Consider the following 19,751-nt stretch of genomic DNA (forward strand, 5'->3'; position numbering starts at 1 on the left):
GTGGCAGCGCGAGAGCGGATGTGGGGTTGGTCTAAGCACCCAAATCCTACGCTGCCTCAAGACGATACGCTACGTCCGCCACCTTCCCATCATCAGGCCAGTGAATAAGGTGGGTTAGATGCGACCCTCAACCGCGATTTGCGGGATCTCGAGCAGATCAAGATGATCGGCATTCACCGAGAGTGGATCTGGTTGCTGACACCGGTTGAGAATGAAGGTTCGAACGTCGTCTGAGTGAGTAACTTAACCAGAAAAGCAGAAAGTTCACCCGGAAACACTGTCTTTAGTTAGAAGACAGTGTTTCCGGAGTTTTTGGGGCCGGATTGTCGTCGGTTCCGACCTTCTGAAGCCGGACAATTTCGGACCCTGGCGCAGCCTGTGAGACCAGACATAGGAGCCGCGGAAGATCGTCGGCTTCTATAGGGCGGGGTCATCCAGGAACTTCGTGACTCTTTCGCAGCCGTGGTCACTTCGCGCGGTCCACGTTTCGAGCAACCTCGGCAATGCGCCCGCTCTCTGTCGCAGAGGGCATGGATGGGCCGAGCCATCTCGCACCTGGCTAGGTTTGAGCCGTTGCAACGGGAGATGTGCCTCCCACGCCTGTAGCATTCCCAGCACGCCGTCCGAGCCTGAGTTTTGGTGGGGCCAGGGTTCTCAATCCGGACGCGGCTCCCCTGCCCATCATCAACCCCGCTGCGGAACGGAGCCCATCAGGCCAAAGCCAATCCCTCGCCCGCGCGAACCCCCGGATGGGAGAACCAGCTCCGCGGCTCGGATCATGTCCGCAGCCGTGACGGTCCGGCGTTCATGGTCGGCCGCGATGCCCAAAGCCTGGGTGATCACCGCCTTGGCGCGTCGCGTATTAAGCGTGGCGAGAGACGCCAGGGCCTCGGGGGCGAGATCAAAAGCGCCTCCGAGGGCGGCATTGAGGGTCGCAAAGATGCGGCTGTAAACCTCCGACCGTTGGGCTGCGGTGAGATCCGGGATGTCGAGCACCAGCAGCCGGTCGCGCAGCGGCTCCGACAGCGACGCCAGATCATTTGCTGTCATGATCCAGGTGACCGCGTCGGCCCGCATCGGGACATCAAAGTACTCGTCGCGATAGGCTCGGGAGGTCTCGGGTTCCAGCATGGTCAGAAGCGCGTCGAGCGGGGTGTCGTGAGCGCTGAGGCCCGTCATCTTGTCGACTTCGTCGATCACGATAACCGGGCTGATCGTGGGAGCGGCCAGCAACGCTTTGGCAAGCGCGCCGGGGCGTGCCCCGCGCCAGCTGGTGTTGGTGCCGGTCAGAACGCCGCGATCGGCGAGTGTCGACCCCGCGATCACGGTGACCGAGGTCTCCAGCGCGGCCGCCAAGCCTTGCGCAAAGTGCGTCTTGCCGATGCCCGGCGGCCCGAGCAGCAGTAGGGGCGGAATGCGCATCGGGGTCGCGGTGGCGAGTGATAGGCGCGCGGCGCGGCGCACCACATCGGCGGCGTCCCGGAAGTTCGGCGTGGCATTCCGAAGCCCAGCCAGTCGCTCGATGAGTTCGGGCGTGCCAGCGACGAACTGCTTGTAGAGAGCGTTGCCGTGAAGCAAGCCCCGCAGCAGCTTTACACGGCTCGCCTCCTCGCGGGAGGTCTCGTCGTCAGACCCGTCGCCCTGTGTGCTGAGACCCCGGATGGCCTCGCGCAGCGCCCTGCGGTCGATGACGTCGACGCCGAGCCCCATGTCGTCGAGAACATGCGGGATGGCTCTGCCGTCAGGCACGTCGACGGGGTCGAAGTCGTCCTCGTCGAAGGTGAAGTGTGGGTAGGTGTCTGATGTCATGGTTAGGCTCGCTGGTGAGATTGATAGGGGGATGAGGAGAGGCCGGACGATGGGTCTCGGCTCTCGGGATCAGGGGGGCTGGGCTGCGGCCTGGCCCGAGTGTGCCGGCGCAAGGCGGCTGGACGCGGGGTCCGTCGCAACCGCCCGGCGTGGCGTCGGGGTCAGGCGTCCGCGTCGGCCGGCCCGATCTCCTGGTCGATCTCGCGCCGGATGGCGTCGAGGCGATCCTTGCAGGCCTGATAGGCTTCCCGGGCGGCGCGAACGTCGGCCGCCAGGGTGTCGATGGTGGCAGCAGAACCCGGCGCGCGCAGCCGCGTGGCGATCTCGTTGAGACGCTGATAGGCGGCGGCATAGGTCTGGGTCGAGGCGGGTCCAAGTGTGGTCTGGGTCATCGGTCGTGCTTTCTGAGAATGGTGGCCGGAGAGGTCTCGAGGACGGCGGTCACCAGACCGTCCGCGAGCATGAGGGTCACGCGGCCGGCGTGGAGCGCGGCGGCCTGTGAGCGGATGAGGTGCCCGTCGGCATCGAGCACGAGGGCGAAGCCACGGCCGAGCACGGCCGCGAGGTCGGTTTCGGCAAGGCGCGCCTCGGTGCGAGCGAGAGTGCTTTCGGCTACGGCCAAGCGGGTCCGGACGGCCGCCGTGATGCTGGCGAACAGCGCGTCGCAATGCTGGGCGGCAGTCGCCACCTGCGCGGTGGTGACGCGTGTGACAGCCGCGGCGAGCGCATCACCCGGATCGACGCGGGCGAGGCGGCGCCGGATCTCGGCTGTCAGGCTGTGGCTCAGGGTGAGACCGGCCCTCTCGGCGTCAGTGATCAGGGACCGACCGTGCGCGGCGCAATCCCGCCAGAGACGATCGGCGTCGATGCGGCACTGCGCGAGACTCTGGCCGTGGGATTGGGTGGCGCTTTCGAGACCGGCCTCAAGCGTCCGGAGATCGCCCCCGGCCTGATCGATCGCCTTGTCGACACCCGTGACCACCCGGTCCCGCGCCAGCGACAGGCTATCTGCCGCGCTTTGAATCCGCTGGCCGGCCGCCGTCGTAATCGCGACCAGATCGGCACGGGCGCGGCCGGCGGGGGCGCCGATCAGGCGCGCCACGAGGGTGAGCGCCTTGCTGGGGGTGTCGCAGGCCCGCCAGGCCACCTCGTCCAGCAAGGTGCGGTCGATGGCATGGCCGACGCCGCTGACGATCGGCACCGGGCAGCGGCAGACCGTGCGGACGAGGGTCTCGTTGTTGAGGCTCTGCAAGCCGGCGCTCGCGCCCCCGCCGCGGACGATCATGATGAGATCGGGGCGGACGCCCTCCACCGTGTCAGCGGCCATCATCAGCGCCGCGATCAATCCGGCCGTCGCGCGTTCGCCCTCGAAGGGTGCCTGATAGTGCCGAAGGATCAGCAGACCGGCGCTCTGCCAGCGCTCGAGTTCGGCGGCGACATCGGCATAGCCGGCCGCACCGGTCGGGTGGATGATGCAGAGCCGTGTGAGATCCGGTGGCGTGGCGAGCGACCGCTGTCTGTCGAAGAGCGCTTCCCGTTGCAGCGTCTGGCGCAACTGGTCGACACGGAGCCGCTCGATGGACTGATGGGTCGCGGCGCTCAGTCCGAGGACACGGGCCTGCAGATGCCAGCGCGGCGAGAAGGTGGGTTCGACGCGCAGGCAGGTGGTCAGTCCGACCAGCAGGGCGGGATCGAAGGCCGCGCCGCTGGCTTGGACGATAGCGCGACGCACCTCTTTGCTGAGAAACACCCGCAATTGTGCTGTTGGCGCGCCGCCGCTGCCGTCACTCTCGACGAGTTCCAGCTGGTGGCCGTAGGCGCTGGCCTTGACGGCCACGACCGTGGCCTCGATCCAGACCTGAGCGGGCAGACCAGCGAGCAGACGGCATCCCACCGCGGTGAGAAAGTGCGTCAGGGTGAAGGTCGGGATGGCCTCTCTGAGAGAGGTGTTGCTCGCCGCATCGCGCAAGGACGCAAGGGCAACAGAGGGGGGTGAGACGATCGGGGCGGCCGAGGTCATTGGAGATCCAGAGGATGAGTGGAAACAAGGGAGGTTGCGGAACAGGGCTCAGGCCCGGCGGCCGGGGCGGCGATCACCAGGGACCGCCGCCCCGGCGCGCGCTCAGCGCTCGATGGCGTGGCGACTCATCGGGCTCGGGTTGCCAGAACGGGAGCGGGCGAGCACGAAGTCGGCGATGATGCCCTCGATGAGATCCGCATAGGCATCGGCGTCCCACCGTGGCGACAGACGCACGAGCTCACAGGCCGCCTTGAAACCGGATTTGTCCTGCTTCAGCGTGAAACGTTGCAGGCGACCGATGTCGAAGCCACGACCGATGCATGTGAGGCGAAAGGCCGGCTGAGCCGCGATGGTCGCCAGGGACACCGACCGCAGGTGTTCGGTGAGGGCGATGTCGAAGTCCTCATGGGTCATGCCGGCCGGGAGAAGGACCTGGAGCGCATTGCCAAGACCCGTGACTGGGCTGTTGGTTGGCCGGGGACCATGCAGCGGAAGGCTGGCGGCACTCCAGCAGTCGAACTCAGGCTCGGCCACGACCTCATGGCCGAGCCGGCGATAGGAGGCGTAGCCCGCGTCGTTCAAGCTGCGCATCCGCGCGGCGATCGCCGAGGCGCTGGTCGATCCAGCCTTGTAGAACGTGGTGTGGATCTCCTCGTAGATCTGCGCCATGCCGCGGCAGCCGGCGACATACGCCAAGGCCGTTCCACCGCCGCCCGCGACCGCGCGAAAGGCCGCGGAGGCAAACAGAGCGGTGTCGACCGGCGGAGGTGCAAGGCGACCGCGCCGCGGGCTTGCGCTGGCCGGCAACGGCAGCAGGCTGAGCTGCTGCGGCTGCGCGACGCGCTGTGTGACAGGCTCGCTCTCCGGCGCCGGGGCCAGAGGAGGAGCTGCTTCGGGCTCGAGAGAGGGCTGCGGCGCGGCTGCCGTCAGGGCCAAGCGGGCGCGCTCGAAGGCGCTGCGATCGTTGGCGCTGAGCGCCAGCCAGGATGCGAGGGCATTCGAGGTCTGCATGTTCATGTTATGTTCCTTTGTTGAGTTGAGTTGAGTTGTGCTGTGTGGAGGGAGTTCGGGATCCGGTCGGCGCAGAGCGCGTCGGCTGGGTTGTTGGTGGAAAGTCAAGAAGGGGGAGAAAAAGACAGTCTGACCGTGAAGCAGAGGTCCCCATCAGCGATGATCGAAGTCGGATCACTCAGGATCGGCGCGCCTTGATCGTCGACGCGCAGGCGGCGCCGCATTTGTCAGGGCGGGAGTTGCCATGAATCTGCGCCAAGCCGAAGGGGCCCGCGAGATAGGCGAGCGCCCTCCCTCTGGTCGGCAACCGCACGATCGGCCCTGGAGGCGTACAGGGCGGTGTCCGCCGGAGGAGCGGCAAGGCACATGCGCTCAAAGGTGCTGGGTTCGTCGGCGCTGACGACACGCCAGGATGCGAGGGCGGTCGATGATTTGATGTTCATGGTATGTTCCTTTGCAGGGTTGGATTGTGCTGTGTGGAGGGAGCTGCGATCCGTCGGCGCAGCGCGCGTCGGCCGGGTTGTTGGTGGGAAGGTCAAGAAGGGGGGAGAAAAAGGCGTCTGACCGTGAAACGGACACTTGCATCATGAGGATCGAGGTCGGGATCACCCAGGATCGGCGTCGCCGCCACGCGGATCGGGCCCGCTCGGCCCTGCCCTTCTGCTGCAACCGTCTCAGACCAGCAGGTCGTCCACGGGCTGCAGGCGGGCCATGTCGGCCGTGATGGCCGCTTCGACCATCGCGAGCGTATTGTCGCCGAGATCGTTCGTGCGCAGCCACGCCGCAACGAGCGTCTTGGCCCGCAGGTCATCGATTTGGCCTGCTGGCAGGGCAGCTAGCAGAAGCGAGGTCGCGATCAGGCTGAGCCGAACCTGGAGTTTCTCGGTCGGATCGGTCACCGCGGTCCCCCGCCCGTCGTAGCGGTCGAGGTCAGCGAGCCAGCGCGGCCAGAGCGTTTCGGTCAGGGCGCGTGCCTCATCGGGCAAACGCAGGTTTGCATCATTGATTATGGTCATGGTGGGTCTCTGCCCCGCGGGGACAATCGCGCCAACTTGGTTGATCTCGGCTGCGCCAGCTTCAGAACGGGGGCAAAAAACTCTGAAGCTTCATAAAGGCGGGACGCCTTCTCTTTCCTGTGTGTTCGGACCTGACAGCGCGAGGACAAAGGCCCTTGGTCGCGCTTTCAGAAGGGCAAGCTCAGCCTGCCAAGCTGCCGGGTGAGGTCCGGCTGTTCCGCCAGTCGTCTGCGACGGCCGCCACTTGACCCATTCGCGGCCTGGCTGCCGACCGTCAGATCGCGCTCAGCCCGCGTTCGATCCGCCCGGCGGTGCCTTTGCCGCCGTGGCGACGACATTCTCCACCACCCGGATCAGTCGACGCAGGTCGTGCTGCGGATCGACCAGGTGAAGGTCTTCCACCGGACCTCCACCGGCCAGCGGATCGTTGGTGGCGCGGCAGAGTCTTTCCGGGGACGTCACGCTCAGCGTGCAGCAGTCTTCGCCGGAGCGGGTGCGCACATAGTGGTGCAACGCCGTGGCTTTGATGGCGCGGGTCACGCCGGCATGGAACTGGCGCACCGTCAGGCCGGGTGGCAGCGCCACGGTGAGGACGTCAGCCGCGATCGTCACGGGGCTGTACGGTGCGACCGGCGTGTCGCTTGGGATCGGCTCCAGGGTCCAGTCGTCCCATCCCGATGTGGCGCGGCCGAACGCACCTGTGTCTTCGAGATAGGTCTCGCCGTAGCGCACTGCGTTGATGGCGCGCAGGTGAGCGACCGGATCGGGAGCGATCATCTCGGAGATCACGCGCACCGGATGGTGCAGTCGGGCGCCAATCCGATCCGTGCCGGTGCAGCGCATGATCCCGAGAAAGGCGCTGCCGTGTGGCTGCCCATCGCGTCCGGCAGCGAAGACGGGCGGCGGCTTGCGGTCGAGCGCGGTGCCTCCGAACTGCGGCCAGCGATGGGCGTCGAGAAGCGCGAGGCGCTGCTCACGGACCCGCTGAGCGCCTGGCGAGAGCCTACGATTGGTGTCGGTCATCTGAGTGTCATCCTGGATGGTTGAAGGTTGAAAAGGGGGAAATCAAATCGAAATCCCAAAAGAACTGAGTGACTTGAGAGAAATGCCAATCACCGCCGCAGCAGCAGTGACGCGGACCGTGCCATCCGCCTTCGCTTTGGCCCGAAGGCCCGACGGAGCACCGATCGGTGCGACGCAACGGTGGGCCGCGGGACGGCAAGCTTCTTCCGAGACATGGTCCGAGTTGCGAGCAGTCGCTCGCAGATCTCCTGGAGCGGGATCTCTCCTGCTCCAGGACCGGCAGGTGCTCGGTCACCGCTGGCGTAGGTCGCCTTACGCCTCGCTTTGAGGTGCGTTGACGCCTTGCAGCCACAGGTGCTGAAGGCTGCCATCGGCCAAGTCGTGCGCCAGAGCCGATGTGGTGATTGCCGTCAGGGTGGGACGGCCCGGGCGGGCATCAAGGCGGAAGTACCGGTGCCCGGTCAGCTTCGCGAGTTGGGTGACGAGCCGATACGCGACATCAGGATCCGTCATCCAGTCCCGGTGTTGCTCCAGCACGGCATGGGCCAGCGACGCGACATCCGGCATGGTGTCGAATGCCACCGCATCCGGGCTATCCCGCAGGACGAACTCGCTCGACATGGACAAATGGATCGCAACCGCGAAGCCCCAGGCCGCCGGTCCTGTGACCGCGTGCAAGCCAACGCGCGACAAGACGACTTTTGAGGATCTGCCCCAAGGGTAGAGACCTTCCCGAAGGCAGATGTCGTACCAGGCCTCGACCGCCCTCCCCAATGTGATGAGCATCTCGGGCGTCGCACGTTCCAACTTGTCGACCATCGTGCCGACATCGAGATGCCAGCGGCGCACCATCAACTGAAGCAGGCTGCTCGCGCGAAGCCTCCGGCGGAACATCTCTCCGAAGAACATCACGTCAGTCGGAGGAGATCCCGCCAAGGCGGTCGCGATGACTTCGATCTCATCAGGTTTGAAGAGTTGACGGATGCCTGCCAGGAGGTCGTTGTTCAGTGCAGGCGTTGGCGAGAGCGTATGATTATTGTTGGCCATGACGTGATATCCTTGTTGAACTTGAGAAGGGGGAAATCAAAATTGAAATCCCAAATCGATCCCAAGCTCTTGGGGAGATCTCGCGACGAATCCTGCTGACGTCTCTGCAGCTCATTCCGGGCAGCCCGACGTCGCGACACACGTTCGAGGCTGCACGGCTTCCGAACCGCCATGTCTCACCGATTGAGGCTACTGACGGCCGCTACCGGCCAGATTCGAGTGTTGGCTCGTGATCGTCACTGACCGCAGCCAGAGACCGTCAGCCGAGTTCGCGTGACACCTGCCGACACGACGATGCCAGGGAGGTCTACTTTAGCTGAAGTTGCTTGGCCGCGAACGGGCGAGGTTGGCCGATGAACGAACCCGCTGCGCGGGAAGGCACATTCTGCGAGGTGAGAGGCAGGGGCGGTCCGGAGCGCATGGTTTGAGCGGCTTCTGAGGTGGGCTGAGCATCGAGGTTCCTTTCACCCGAGGAGCCTCCGATGGACGTCTTCATTCCCGCTGCCCCGATTAGCCCGCTGCGCCAGCGCCTGATCGACGACATGACCATGCGCGAGTTCTCGCGCTCGACGCAGAACAATTACATTCGTGATGTCGGGCGCTTCGCGACGTTCCTGGGGCGCTCACCCGCGACGGCCACGGCCGAGGATGTGCGTCGCTTTCAGGTCGAGCAGCGCGAGGCCGGCGTTCCGTTGCCGACGATGAATGCCATCGTGTCGGCGCTGCGCTTCTTCTTCACGCACACGGTCGACCGGCCGGACCTCGCACGCAAGCTGGTCAAGGTGACCTACCCGCGCAAGCTGCCGGTCGTGCTGAGCCCCGACGAGGTTGCCCGACTGTTGGGCGCGACCACCTGCCTCAAACATCAGGCGGCGTTGTCGGTGGCCTACGGAGCAGGCCTGCGGGTCGCCGAGGTGGCTCACCTCAAGGTCAGCGACATCGACAGCGAGCGCATGCTGATCCGGGTCGAGCGCGGCAAGGGCGGGCAGTACCGCAACGCCATGCTGGCCGCCGATCTGCTCACCCTGCTGCGCGAGTGGTGGAAGGCCGGCCGGCAGCAGGGCGTGATGTACCCCAAGGGCTGGCTGTTTCCGGGCATGCACGCCGGCAAGCCGATCAGCACGCGGCAGCTCCACCGCGTCGTGGTCGAGGCCGCGCGGACGGCGGAGATCGCCAAGCGGGTTGGCCCGCATACCTTGCGGCACAGCTTCGCCACCCACCTTCTCGAGGACGGCGTCGATATCCGGGTCATCCAGGCGTTGTTGGGTCACGCCAAACTGGACAACACGGCGTTCTACACCAAGGTGGCGACCCGCACCGTGCGCACCGTGACGAGCCCGCTCGACAAGCTCGGGCTGTTCATGCCCGACCAGGGGACGCTCGGCGGCTAAGGCGTGCCGGCCTCCTGGCCGGAGATTGCCGACATCTTCCGAGCCGCCGGCCCAGCCTACCGGGCCGCCCACGCCGGGCACCTGAGCCTGCATCAGCTCAAGGTCATGGCGGCGATCGTGAACTGCCGGACAGCGGCGCTCGGCGGCCATGTCGAGGGCTGCGACGACTGCGGCCATCTCCGGGTCGCCTACAACTCCTGCCGCAACCGGCACTGTCCGAAGTGTCAAGGAGTCGCTGCACGGACCTGGCTCGCGGAGCGCGAGGCCGATCTTCTGCCGGTCGGCTACTTCCACGTCGTCTTCACCCTGCCAGCCGAAGTCGCCGACGTCGCCTGGCAGAACAAGGCCGTGGTCTACGACCTGCTGTTCCGCGCTGCGTCTGAGACCATGCTGATGATCGCGGCCGATCCCAAGCATCTCGGCGCCCGCATCGGCATCACGGCCGTTCTCCACACATGAGGCTCGGCCATGACGCACCACCCGCACGTGCACATGATCGTGCCAGGCGGCGGCTTCTCGCTCGACGGCACGCGGTGGATCACCTCGCGCCCGGCCTTCCTCCTGCCGGTCCGGGTGCTCGGCAAGCTCTTCCGCCGGCTGTTCCTGACCCGGCTGACCGACCTGCACGAAGCCGGCAAGCTGGCCTTCTTCGGCGACCAAGCCCACCTGGCTGTGCGGCGCCGTTTCCTGCGCCACCTCGCACCCGTCAGGAGGAAGCGCTGGGTCGTCTATGCCAAGGCGCCGTTCGCCGGCCCCGAAGCCGTGCTGGCCTACCTGTCGCGCTACACGCACCGGGTCGCCATCTCGAACCGCCGCCTGATCGGCTTCGACGAGACCGGCGTCACCTTCCGCTACAAGGACTACCGGCGCAGCGGCCCCGAGCGCCAGCAGGTCATGAGGCTCGACACCGACGAGTTCATCCGGCGCTTTCTGCTGCACGTGCTGCCCCGCGGCTTCCACCGCATCCGCCACTACGGCCTGCTCGCGAGCGCCACCCGCAAGGCCAACATCGTCCGCGCCCGCGCGCTGCTGGCCGTCTCGCCGCCACCCGAACCCGTCGTCGCAGTCGAACCGCCCGATCCGCGTCCACACTGTCCGTGCTGCGGCGGTCGTATGCGCATCATCGAGACCTTCGAACGCTGGATGCAGCCGCGCGCGCCACCCCAGAGAGCAGCAGCACCCGGAGCGCCGTCGTGATCCGGCACGGCATGAGCCTGAACCACGTCGCAGCCACCCCGCTCCGGCGATCGAGCCTGCATGCGTCGCTCATTCACAACACTGCTGACAGCGACCACTCCGGCGCTAGACAGCGTCGTCCATCAGCACGTCGACGCTCAGGCAATCAGCCATCCATGCCGCGTCACCGCGCATCCCGGCATCGTCTGGCCGCGCTCCACAACGCGCCGTAGCTCAAATCCCCATAGGTCAGCCTGGACCCCGCGGGTTCCTTCCTCGGCGACTTTCGTACGCCTCACGGCGCCCGAAACTCTTCACGCGAGCAGACGGGCCGCTTTCGAGAGCGCGGTTCGGGCAAACAGACCTTCGTTGTCCAATAGCCCCCCTGGCTGTCGTCGAGCCCGTGCCTGCGCCGGTCCCGCCTGTCGTTCAGTGGCACCCGATAGCCGAAGGCGCCCGCCGTCATAGACGACCCCGGACACCACCATTGTCTCCCACACGCCTATGGACTCGGGAGACTTGCAGGCCACGACCGCCAGGCCGGTCACCATGCCGCGGCGGTCGGGAACCGTCTGATGGGGGTCGAAACCGGCGAGATGTAGCCGAGCCCGAGCCCGATGCCGCCCACAACGCCGAGCCCGATTCGCAGTAGCCAGAGCTGATGGATGGCGACACCGAACGCCGACAGGAAGAACCCACCGCTCGAGCACAGCCCGGCCACGAAGGCCCCTTGCGAGGGCCCAAGCGCTCCAGCCAGCCACCGAACACGACCGCCGAGCGGCCGAGGAATACGATGCCGAAGACCGGCAGCAACGCCGAGATCGGCCAGTCGCAGGTGATGGTCAATAGGCTCGCCACGATCTTGATGCCCTGGCACGCCGGCGCCGCGTTGCCGCCGATGGCATGGGACAGCGGCAGCCAGAAGGCGCTGAGGCCGTAAAACATGCCGATACACAGAAGATCGCCAAGGCGGCCGGCGGCACGAGCCACCTGTAGAACGACGGCTCCGCGACGATCAGCTCACGGTTGAGAAGAGCAGACCGATCGTCTTGCTCAACGGCCACTGCAGCCGGCTAGTGCGCGTCGAGGTTGTCGCGAAAATCGTTGAGGTCGGCATCAACAGACGACATAGCGTCGATCCACTCGTGCATCGAGTTGCCCGTGACCGGGTCCTTGGCCGGGATGGGGCACATCATGACCCGCTTAGCGGCGGCGCGGCGCAGCTCCTCGGTGAGATGTTCCTCCTGCATGTTGTCCCAGTCGCGTCCGTCCGGGTAGCCACCGACCATCATGATGTTGTCCGAGTGTCCGACCATCATGTGGGAGACGCCCGCCGGTATGACGACGACGTCGCCCGCCTCAACACGCACGCGCTTGCCACCGCGGCCGAACAACTCAAGCTCCATCCAGCCCGTACCGACGCCGAGGCACTCATGCGTCGTCGAGTGGAAATGTGGGTAGGTGTAAACGCCTGGATAGCGCCAGTTATTATACCATCCGTTGCTCCGGAACCGCTCTTGGACGGTATCCAATCCACCGCCGGCGATGCCATTGCGATGAACCAGCAGCGGAAAGCGGCTGTTTGGCAGCCGGCCGTTCGGGCGGGAGAGGTACTTTTCGATCTCGGGCATCTTGTCCTCCGTCGAGTGCCGTCCGGCCACCCATGGTGGTCCTCCACCGTGGCCAGCCGTCGGCCGCCACATTCAATCGACCGATCCACTCGATTGTCAAAGGCGGTTCTGCGACGCGACCGGAGCGCCCTTGCGCGACCCCGAGAAAAGGACGCTCATGCATCTCCCCAGCGCGTGACAGCGGCGTTAAAACGTCCGAAGATCGGCCTTGGAGGGAACGTTCCGAGCCGCAGCGGTTCAGCCGCGAGCCGGGCGTGGGGTGACGAGCGTGCTGAGCCCGGCGTTGGAGATGATTGGCATTTCGAAGTCGTTTCCCGGCGTGCGGGCGTTGGAGGACGTGAGCTTCGAGTGCCGCCCCGGCGAGGTTCATGCGATCTGCGGCGAGAACGGCGCCGGCAAATCCACCTTGATGAAGATCCTGGGCGGCATCTATCGGCCGGACGGCGGTGAAATCCGCATCAAGGGCCAGCCCGCGAGTTTCGCGCACCCCGTCGAGGCCCGGCGCGCCGGCATTGGCATCATCCACCAGGAGCTCAGCCTTCTGCCCGACCGCTCGGTGGCCGAAAACATCGTCCTGGGCGCCGAGCCGACCCGTCGAGGCGTGCTCGATCGGACCGCCATGCGAGCCGGCGCGCGGGAGATCCTCGCCCGGCTGCAATCCTCGATCGAGGTCGACGCACGAGCCGGCGATCTGTCCTTGGCCGAGCAGCAGATGGTGGAGATTGCCAAGGCGCTGGCTAGCAAGCCCAGCATCTTGGTCATGGACGAGCCGACCGCGGCGCTCGACGACTCGGAAGCATCGCGGCTGCTCGACCTCGTGCGGCGGCTGCGCCGGGATAGTGTTGCGGTCGTCTACGTGTCTCACCGCATGCCGGAGATCGCCGCCATCTCGGACCGGGTGACTGTCCTCAAGGACGGGCGAAAGGTACTGACCGACCGCACCGAGGCAATGCCGACGGGACGGCTGGTACGTTGCATGGTCGGACGAGACCTCGAGGAGTTCTTCCCGCCGCGCGGCGCAGCGGACGGCGGCGTGCTGCTCCAAGTGAACGAGGGCGGCAATGCCACGATCTCAGACATCAATCTCACTGTTCGGCGCGGCGAAGTCGTGGGGGTGGCGGGCTTGGAGGGGGCCGGCAAATCGGCTCTCGCGCGGGCGATCTTCGGCGACCGACCGTTTACTCGTGGGACGATGCAGTTGAACGGGCAGCCGTTCGCGCCGCGATCCAGCCGCGACGGCATTCGCGCCGGCGTGGGTTTCTTGCCGGATGACCGGAAGCGCGAAGGCTTGGCCCTTGGGCAGTCGCTCCGGGACAACGCTGCGCTGACGTTGCGTGCCTTTGCGCGGGCGTTGGCTCTGCCAAGCGCAGGCGCCATGGGCAATTTGACCCTGGACCAGAGACTGCGCGCGCTCGACGTTCGCGCGGCACGGTTCGACGACCCGATCCGCCTGCTCTCCGGTGGCAATCAGCAGAAAGTCATCATCGCCCGTTGGCTCGCCCGCGACCCGCAACTGCTGATCTTCGCCGAGCCCACGCGGGGCATTGATGTGGCGGCTAAAGCGGCCATCTACGCCATCATACGTGACCTCGCGAACCGTGGGCGCGGCATCCTGATGATCTCCTCGGACCTGCCGGAGGTTGTCGGGGTCAGCGATCGGGTCGTCGTGATGCACGAGGGCCGCATTGTGGGCGAATGTCCGAGCGGCGCCTCCGAGGAGGACGTCATGGCGCTCGCGGTAGGACATGGCGGGTCCGTGGCTGAACCGGCGTCGGCATGCGGATCATGACACTGGCGCTCCAGCCTGCGCGGCGGCGTCACCGAGCGTTCTCGGTGCCATTGCTTTTGTTCATCGGGTCGGCCGCCCTTTACCTGTGCGCGGCACTTTGGACACAATCGCTCAACCAACTCAGTGCAGAAGGCATCGTCGGCTTACTGCAGCGGACGGTGGCGCTCGGCACCGTCGCGCTCGGGCAGACCCTCGTCATTCTTTGCGCCTCAATCGACCTGTCCGTCGGTAGCATGATCAGCGTGGGCGCGGTACTGGCCTCTTTCATCATGCGTGGCGCACCCGCCATGATGGTGCCGGCCGTGCTGGTGGTTCTGCTCGTCGCAGCCGGGGTCGGAGCGATCAACGGGCTGGTGATCGCCAAGCTCAAGGTGAGCCCGTTGATCGCGACGCTCGGGTCGGGGCTGATCCTGCAGGGCGTCTTGTCGTCTGGCTTCAACAATTTTGCCGGTTCGGTGCCGCCGGCCTTTCAGGCCGTCGCTTACGGGGCAATCGGGCCATTGCCCTGGTCGGTGCTCGGCCTCGGCCTACTCGCGCTTGGGGTGTCCTGGCTCTTGCGAAGCACGCGGTTCGGCGCCCACTTATACGCCGTTGGAGGCAATGCAGCCGGCGCCCGGCTTGCCGGCATCCGGACCGACCGCGTGATCGTGCAAGCCCATACGCTGTGCAGCTTGTTTGCCGGCCTGACCGGGCTTTACCTTGCAAGTCGGTTGCGCTCGGGCGCGCCCTGGGTGGGACGGGATGGCGTTTACGACCTCGAATCCATCGCCGTCGTGGTGATCGGTGGGACCATGCTTGCGGGCGGGCGCGGCGGCGTGTGGGGCACAATCGCCGGTGTTCTGCTGTTCGCCGTCATCGACGCTTCGTTCAACATGTTGGGCGTGCCGGCCTTCCCCAAACAGGTGATCCGGGGCGCCATCGTGATCGCGGCTGTGGCTGTTTATTCGCTCCGCAACAAGGGTCATGTTGCATGACGATCGCGCTGCCCGATACGGCGCTCCACCGGCGCGCTGGCTCCCTGACCCGCCACATCAATAGCGGGGTGGTGATCTTCCTCGTGCTGTTCGCGGCCGTTGCGCTGAAACAGCCGTCATACATCGAGCCCGCCGGCTTCATGAACTTTCTGCGCCGCGCCGCGCCGCTGGGGGTCCTGGCGGCCGGACAGGTCTTTGTGCTCGTGTCCGGCGGCTTCGACCTGTCGGTCGGCTCCCTCATCACCCTCAGCGTGCTCGGTGCGTCGATGATCACCGGGGGTGACCCGTCGCTGACCGGGGCCGCCATCGCGGCCCTCTACGGTATCGGTGTCGCGGTGGGCCTCATCAATGGCATCGCGGTAGCCTTCCTCAAGGTTCCCTCGATCATTGCTACGCTCGGCACGCTGCTGTCGGTGAACGGGGTTGCGATGATGTGGTCGGGCGGCTCGCCGCGCGGCTACCTTCCTGACAATTTCCGCGCCTTCGGTCGCTTCGTCTTTCGCGATGTCCCTCTGGTAGGTCAGCTGCCGCTGTCCGTCATCGTTCTGGCGATCGTTGCGGTGCTCGCGTGGTGGGGGCTGCACGGCACTGTCTTCGGCCGTCGCGTTTTCGCGGTCGGCGACAATCCGCGCGCAGCGGAGCTCGCCGGCATCCGGGTTGACCTCACTCGGATCAGCGCCTTCGTCATCTCGGCTCTCAGCGCGGTGACGGCCGGCATTATGCTGGGCGGTTTCGGCGGGGTCTCGACCGATGTCGGACAGGGCCTTGAACTCCAGGCGATCGCGGCCTGCGTCATCGGCGGCGCGCAACTCATGGGCGGCCGGGGAAGCATAACCGGGGTTGTGTTCGGCGCCTTGAGCCTGTTCGCGCTTTTCACGCTTCTCAATCTTCTCGGCCTGCCTCAGGCGCTGCGCGACACCGCGCAAGGGCTGATTCTGATCTCGGCCGTCGCTTCGGGCGCCTATCGCCAGAGGACCGGCGGGTAAACGGGCGCGCAACGTCCGACAACGAGTGGGAGAAAACGGAATGAAACGAATTGTGCTGAGATGCAGCGCTGCCGCGCTGGCGGTCGGCTTGGCGACGGGCGCGGGTGCCCAGGAGTTCAACAGCCAGAAAGACTTCGACTACGCGCAGGAGCTTCTTAAGATGACGCCGCAAGGTCCTGAGGGGAAACCCTGGGAGCAGAACCTCGGCGGAAAGCAGATCGACACGTCGAAGTACAAGAAGCCAGGTCCGTACAACATCTGCTTCTCGAACGCCGGCGTCGACAACCCGTGGCGGGTCGTCGGCTGGACCGACATGCAGGCCCAGGCCGACATGCTGAAGTCCGACATCAAGTCGTTCACGGCCGCCGACGCGGAGGGCAAGGACGACAAGCAGATCTCGGACATCAATTCCTTTGTCTCGAGCGGGAAGTGCGACGCGCTGATCGTGTCGCCCAACACAACGGCGGCGCTTACTCCGGCGGTCGAGGCAGCCTGCAAGAAGCTGCCCGTGCTGGTGTTCGACCGCGGCGTGCAAACCGATTGCCCCGTGACCTTCGTCAACCCGATCGGCGGCTACGGCTGGGGCATCACCACGGCGAACTTCATCGTCAGCAAATTGCCCAAGGGCGGCAAGGTGCTTGGCCTCCGCATCCTTCCGGGCGTCGACGTGCTCGAGAACCGCTGGGCCGCGGCCGACCGGATCTTCAAGGCCAACAACATCAACGTGGTCGGCGCCGAGTTTACGGGCGGTGACAACGCCAAGACGAAAACCATCGTCGAGGACTACATCAACCGCTTCGGCAAGATCGACGCGATCTGGATGGATGCGGGCGCGACGGCCGTGGCGGCTGTCGAGGCCTTCGAGGATGCAGGCCAGCCTTACCCGATAATCACGGGCGAGGATCAGGAAGACTTCCTCACCAAGTGGAAGAAGGAAAAACTCACCGCCTTCGCGCCGACCTATCCGACCTACCAATGGCGCGCGCCGGTGATCGCGGCCGTCAAGATCCTGAAGGGAGAGCCGGTTGTCGGACCCACCTGGAAGCTGCCTCAGCCTGTCGTCACGCAGGAGACGCTCGACCAGTACGTCGACCCCAACATGCCGCCGCTGCACTATGCCATGTGCGGCTGCAAGGATATGCCAGGCTATCCCCAGCGCTGGGGCGGCAAGTAACGTTCGTCGCTCCGGGGCTGGTTCAAGGCCGCCTTGCACATGACGGCTTCGGCGAGAACTGTGCACAGCGCGAATGCCCAAGCTCCCGGACGCTTTTAATGTAAACCTCGCCCTGGACCATCGCGAGACGGCCCGGGGTGCCGGCCTTATCGATATGTTGCACGAAGGCTGCGGCTTGGTTGTGGAAGGTCGCTGACAGCTGTCCGGCGATCGGGAACGTGGCACGGGTGTTTGCACTGGCTTCCCATGTCGGCCACGATCGCTTCGAAGTGAGCGGCATGGGCGTGGATTAAGGCATCGGCAAGCTCAAGGCTGGCTTTCCTTTGGTGCCGACAAGAGTGACAACGTGGCGACCACCACTTTCAGAGAACGCCCGACTGCGGCGCGGTCACCCGCCTGCGCCGGTGTGACTCGCAGAACCGCTTTGACGTCGGCTTTGGTCCAGATCGTTTCATCCAGCGCGGCTGATGCACTGAGCCTACGGTCTGGGTCGGCCACGCCCGCTGCCGTTCGTCGCACCAGCACGGTCGTGGCCTCGCCGTGGTGGATGACCGAACCGACGCTGGGCCAACCCCGATCTATCCGCGTCCCGCAGCACGGGGGCGATCAGGGTCGCCGATACAGCGCTGACGATCAGCCCGTCGATGCCCGCATCCAGCAAGGCTTCGATGTCGGCTGATTGTTGGGCAGCGCTGTGGGGGGCGTGCTTGGCTAACAGCGCGGAAATCCAGCAGCTGTGCTTCACGGCGCCAAATTCCACACTGTGAGAGCGTTCCGCCACGGACTGTCGATGGCCGCATTTGGAAGACCCGATCTTTTACCGCGGTGCGCGGCGAAATTCCGGGAATTGGCTGTCTGGATCGATTGCGCATGACGTAGAAGCTTGTCGCCTGTGCCGTGTGCGCGGGCGAGAGGCCGAGTGCGTGCACCCCACACTCGGCGTCCTCCTCCCGCAGCATTGCGTCACGGCGCTGCGCGAGCTGAATCCTGGGTGGGCGGAGCGCGAGGACGCCGCGCATCGACACGGTCAGCAGACCCGTCTCGGCCAAAACCCGGCTGATGCGAAAGAGCGTGGAGCACTGGATGTCAAGTTCGGCCCCAAGAACCCCCGCGGCCCGGCACCCACCGCATTCGATGAGGCGGACAAGAACCTGGATCGCGAGATCCACGCCGGGTTGACGCCGCCTGCTTACGACGGGCCAGCGGAGGTTCAGCCGAAGACGCGTCGCAGATTCGCTAAGCCATCGCTTGCCAGGGCATCCTCGCTTTCGGCCAGGGGACGCCAGAGCGATACGGCTCGCGCGATCTCCTGGATCTTGGGCGTGAACGCTTCGATGACTACCGGCCCGGTGTAAGTGACCTCCGCAAGGGCGGCAACGATCTGCGGCCATGGCAGATGATCCTCGCCCGGTGTGCCCCGATCGCTGGAGCACGCGTGAAATTCGAAGATGTGGGCCCCGGCCCGCCGGATCGCATCCGGGATGTTCTTCTCCTCGATGTTCATGTGGAACGTATCGAGGAGGAAACCGACGTTGTTTCGCCCGATCTCGTGGATGAGCTCGAGTCCTTGGTCAACCGTGTTCACCAGATCGGTCTCGAAGCGGTTCAGCGGCTCAAAGGCGAGCTTTACGCCGCGCTCGGCCGCGTAATCGGCTAAGGGGGATAGCCCGTCGACAGAGCGTTGCCGCTGCGCGCGACGGCCCGCCACATCCCGCATCTGCGTGTTCCCAACGCCGGCATACATAGGGCCGGACACGGTCGGGCTGCCGAGCCGGGCCGCGATGTCGATGCAGGTGCGCAGGTAGCGTGCAGCGTCGGCGCGAATAGCGTCATTTTCCGCGCTCATGTCGCGGTTCGGGCCAAAGGCGCCGCACACCAGGGCATCGACCCCATGGTGGTTCAGTGCGTCCCCTATCGCATCCGTGTCGATGGTGGCCGGGTCCTCGATGCAGATCTCGATCAGGTCGAACCCGAGTTGCTTCACCTTGTCAATGAGGTACAGCGAGTCCGCACCGAACGGCGACGCCCAGATAAAGGTACTCGCCCCGAACCGCATCGCCTTCTCCCTTGAACCTGCAACCACATCGCTCGGCGCCGATCAGCAGCGGCCGATACAGCGCGACTCAGTCTACCATTGGATCGCTGTCGGCGGGTAAGTCCGCTTTTGCGCGAGTGTGCTGGACCTCAGAAAGGCAACATCGAGCGCGAAGTCGAAGGTTCGCCGAAAGGCAGTTGCCAGCTCCGCAGCCGTCGCAGAGCGGATGTGGCGCCGTCTACGCCGCAGGCCACTTGGAGCCTCGAAGGGATTGTTGTCGAAGCCTTGGGTGCGCGCCTAAGATCGCGCCATGCCTCCACAGACCAGCGACAGCCGTAAAACAACAATGATTGCTGCGGACGGCCTCGTCCGGCTCATGCAGGAACCCGGGCTTCAGGACGATCTGATCGCGAAGCATGAGCGGCTGACTGAAGCCTTGCGGGCGAGCGTGCGACAGGGATTGCTTCGGCCAGGGACCGCCATACCCGGGGAGCGTGCGCTGGCCGAGAGGCTGGCCATCTCCCGCACGACGATTCGCCGCGCAATCAAGACGCTCGTCGACGAACGGCTGCTGGTGCAGCGTCCCGGCGCCCGAACGGCCGTTGCGCATCGGGTCGAAAAGCCCGTGTCGCTCTTCGCGGGCTTCTCGCAGGACATGCGGGCGCGCGG

17 protein-coding genes and 1 pseudogene are annotated in these 19,751 nt (G+C 65.7%); 8 read left to right on the forward strand and 10 right to left on the reverse strand.

All coding sequences use genetic code 11. The features are described 5' to 3' along the window. Positions 1–684: 684 nt before the first annotated feature. From M8523_RS33280 to M8523_RS33310, 7 genes are all read right to left on the reverse strand, one after another. Positions 685–1,809, reverse strand: coding sequence for an AAA family ATPase (locus M8523_RS33280; protein ID WP_282589134.1), 1,125 nt, complete (start codon positions 1,807–1,809; stop codon positions 685–687). 161 nt (positions 1,810–1,970) lie between these two features. Further along, the gene (xseB, locus tag M8523_RS33285) at positions 1,971–2,201 is read right to left on the reverse strand and encodes an exodeoxyribonuclease VII small subunit (protein WP_282589135.1); all 231 of its coding nucleotides are present in this window, start codon (positions 2,199–2,201) and stop codon (positions 1,971–1,973) included. Beyond that, positions 2,198–3,829, reverse strand: coding sequence for an exodeoxyribonuclease VII large subunit (locus M8523_RS33290; RefSeq protein ID WP_282589136.1), 1,632 nt, complete (start codon positions 3,827–3,829; stop codon positions 2,198–2,200). The genes xseB and M8523_RS33290 overlap by 4 nt, the downstream gene beginning before the upstream one ends. Before the next feature lie 102 nt (positions 3,830–3,931). After that, positions 3,932–4,846, reverse strand: a complete 915-nt coding sequence (locus M8523_RS33295) for a hypothetical protein (protein ID WP_282589137.1) — start codon at positions 4,844–4,846, stop codon at positions 3,932–3,934. A gap of 668 nt (positions 4,847–5,514) precedes the next feature. Continuing rightward, on the reverse strand, positions 5,515–5,856 hold the full coding sequence (locus M8523_RS33300; RefSeq protein ID WP_282589138.1) for a hypothetical protein: 342 nt from the start codon (positions 5,854–5,856) through the stop codon (positions 5,515–5,517). Between the two features lie 285 nt (positions 5,857–6,141). After that, positions 6,142–6,879, reverse strand: a complete 738-nt coding sequence (locus M8523_RS33305) for a hypothetical protein (RefSeq protein WP_282589139.1) — start codon at positions 6,877–6,879, stop codon at positions 6,142–6,144. A 312-nt stretch (positions 6,880–7,191) separates the two neighbouring features. Next, positions 7,192–7,926, reverse strand: coding sequence for a hypothetical protein (locus M8523_RS33310; RefSeq protein WP_282589140.1), 735 nt, complete (start codon positions 7,924–7,926; stop codon positions 7,192–7,194). A gap of 482 nt (positions 7,927–8,408) precedes the next feature. Between M8523_RS33310 and M8523_RS33315 the strand changes: the two genes are divergently transcribed. Then, complete coding sequence (locus tag M8523_RS33315; RefSeq protein ID WP_282589141.1) at positions 8,409–9,317, forward strand: tyrosine-type recombinase/integrase; 909 nt, start codon at positions 8,409–8,411, stop codon at positions 9,315–9,317. A gap of 3 nt (positions 9,318–9,320) precedes the next feature. Beyond that, positions 9,321–10,514: pseudogene (locus M8523_RS33320) on the forward strand (IS91 family transposase). Between the two features lie 523 nt (positions 10,515–11,037). Here the strand turns inward: M8523_RS33320 and M8523_RS36650 are convergent. Next, positions 11,038–11,214 carry a hypothetical protein gene (locus M8523_RS36650; RefSeq protein WP_345894353.1) on the reverse strand — a complete coding sequence of 59 codons (177 nt, stop codon included), beginning with the start codon at positions 11,212–11,214 and terminating at the stop codon, positions 11,038–11,040. 72 nt (positions 11,215–11,286) lie between these two features. On the opposite strand from M8523_RS36650, the gene M8523_RS36655 reads away from it, so the two are divergent. Beyond that, the gene (locus tag M8523_RS36655) at positions 11,287–11,433 is read left to right on the forward strand and encodes a hypothetical protein (protein ID WP_345894354.1); all 147 of its coding nucleotides are present in this window, start codon (positions 11,287–11,289) and stop codon (positions 11,431–11,433) included. Positions 11,434–11,566: 133 nt separating this feature from the next. On the opposite strand, the gene M8523_RS33330 is transcribed toward M8523_RS36655, so the two are convergent. After that, complete coding sequence (locus M8523_RS33330; protein WP_282589142.1) at positions 11,567–12,124, reverse strand: cupin domain-containing protein; 558 nt, start codon at positions 12,122–12,124, stop codon at positions 11,567–11,569. A gap of 289 nt (positions 12,125–12,413) precedes the next feature. On the opposite strand from M8523_RS33330, the gene M8523_RS33335 reads away from it, so the two are divergent. Genes M8523_RS33335 through M8523_RS33350 form a run of 4 tightly spaced genes read left to right on the forward strand, consistent with a single transcriptional unit; the run spans position 12,414 to position 17,047 of the window. After that, positions 12,414–13,913, forward strand: a complete 1,500-nt coding sequence (locus M8523_RS33335; RefSeq protein WP_282589143.1) for a sugar ABC transporter ATP-binding protein — start codon at positions 12,414–12,416, stop codon at positions 13,911–13,913. A gap of 44 nt (positions 13,914–13,957) precedes the next feature. Beyond that, positions 13,958–14,887, forward strand: a complete 930-nt coding sequence (locus tag M8523_RS33340) for an ABC transporter permease (protein WP_282589144.1) — start codon at positions 13,958–13,960, stop codon at positions 14,885–14,887. Continuing rightward, entirely contained in the window at positions 14,884–15,873 is a 990-nt protein-coding gene (locus M8523_RS33345) for an ABC transporter permease (RefSeq protein ID WP_282589145.1), read from the forward strand. The genes M8523_RS33340 and M8523_RS33345 overlap by 4 nt, the downstream gene beginning before the upstream one ends. 40 nt (positions 15,874–15,913) lie before the next feature. After that, positions 15,914–17,047 (forward strand): substrate-binding domain-containing protein, encoded by a 1,134-nt coding sequence (locus tag M8523_RS33350; protein ID WP_282589146.1) that lies wholly within the window; start codon positions 15,914–15,916, stop codon positions 17,045–17,047. A 1,210-nt stretch (positions 17,048–18,257) separates the two neighbouring features. Here M8523_RS33350 and M8523_RS33355 read toward each other — a convergent pair. Continuing rightward, the gene (locus M8523_RS33355) at positions 18,258–19,103 is read right to left on the reverse strand and encodes a sugar phosphate isomerase/epimerase family protein (protein ID WP_282589147.1); all 846 of its coding nucleotides are present in this window, start codon (positions 19,101–19,103) and stop codon (positions 18,258–18,260) included. A 289-nt stretch (positions 19,104–19,392) separates the two neighbouring features. Here M8523_RS33355 and M8523_RS33360 point away from each other — a divergent pair. Next, positions 19,393–19,751: GntR family transcriptional regulator (locus M8523_RS33360; protein WP_282589148.1), on the forward strand; the 359-nt coding region annotated here is incomplete at its 3' end.

This window comes from Lichenifustis flavocetrariae, assembly GCF_026130545.1.
Classification (GTDB): Bacteria; Pseudomonadota; Alphaproteobacteria; order Rhizobiales; family Beijerinckiaceae; genus Lichenihabitans; species Lichenihabitans flavocetrariae.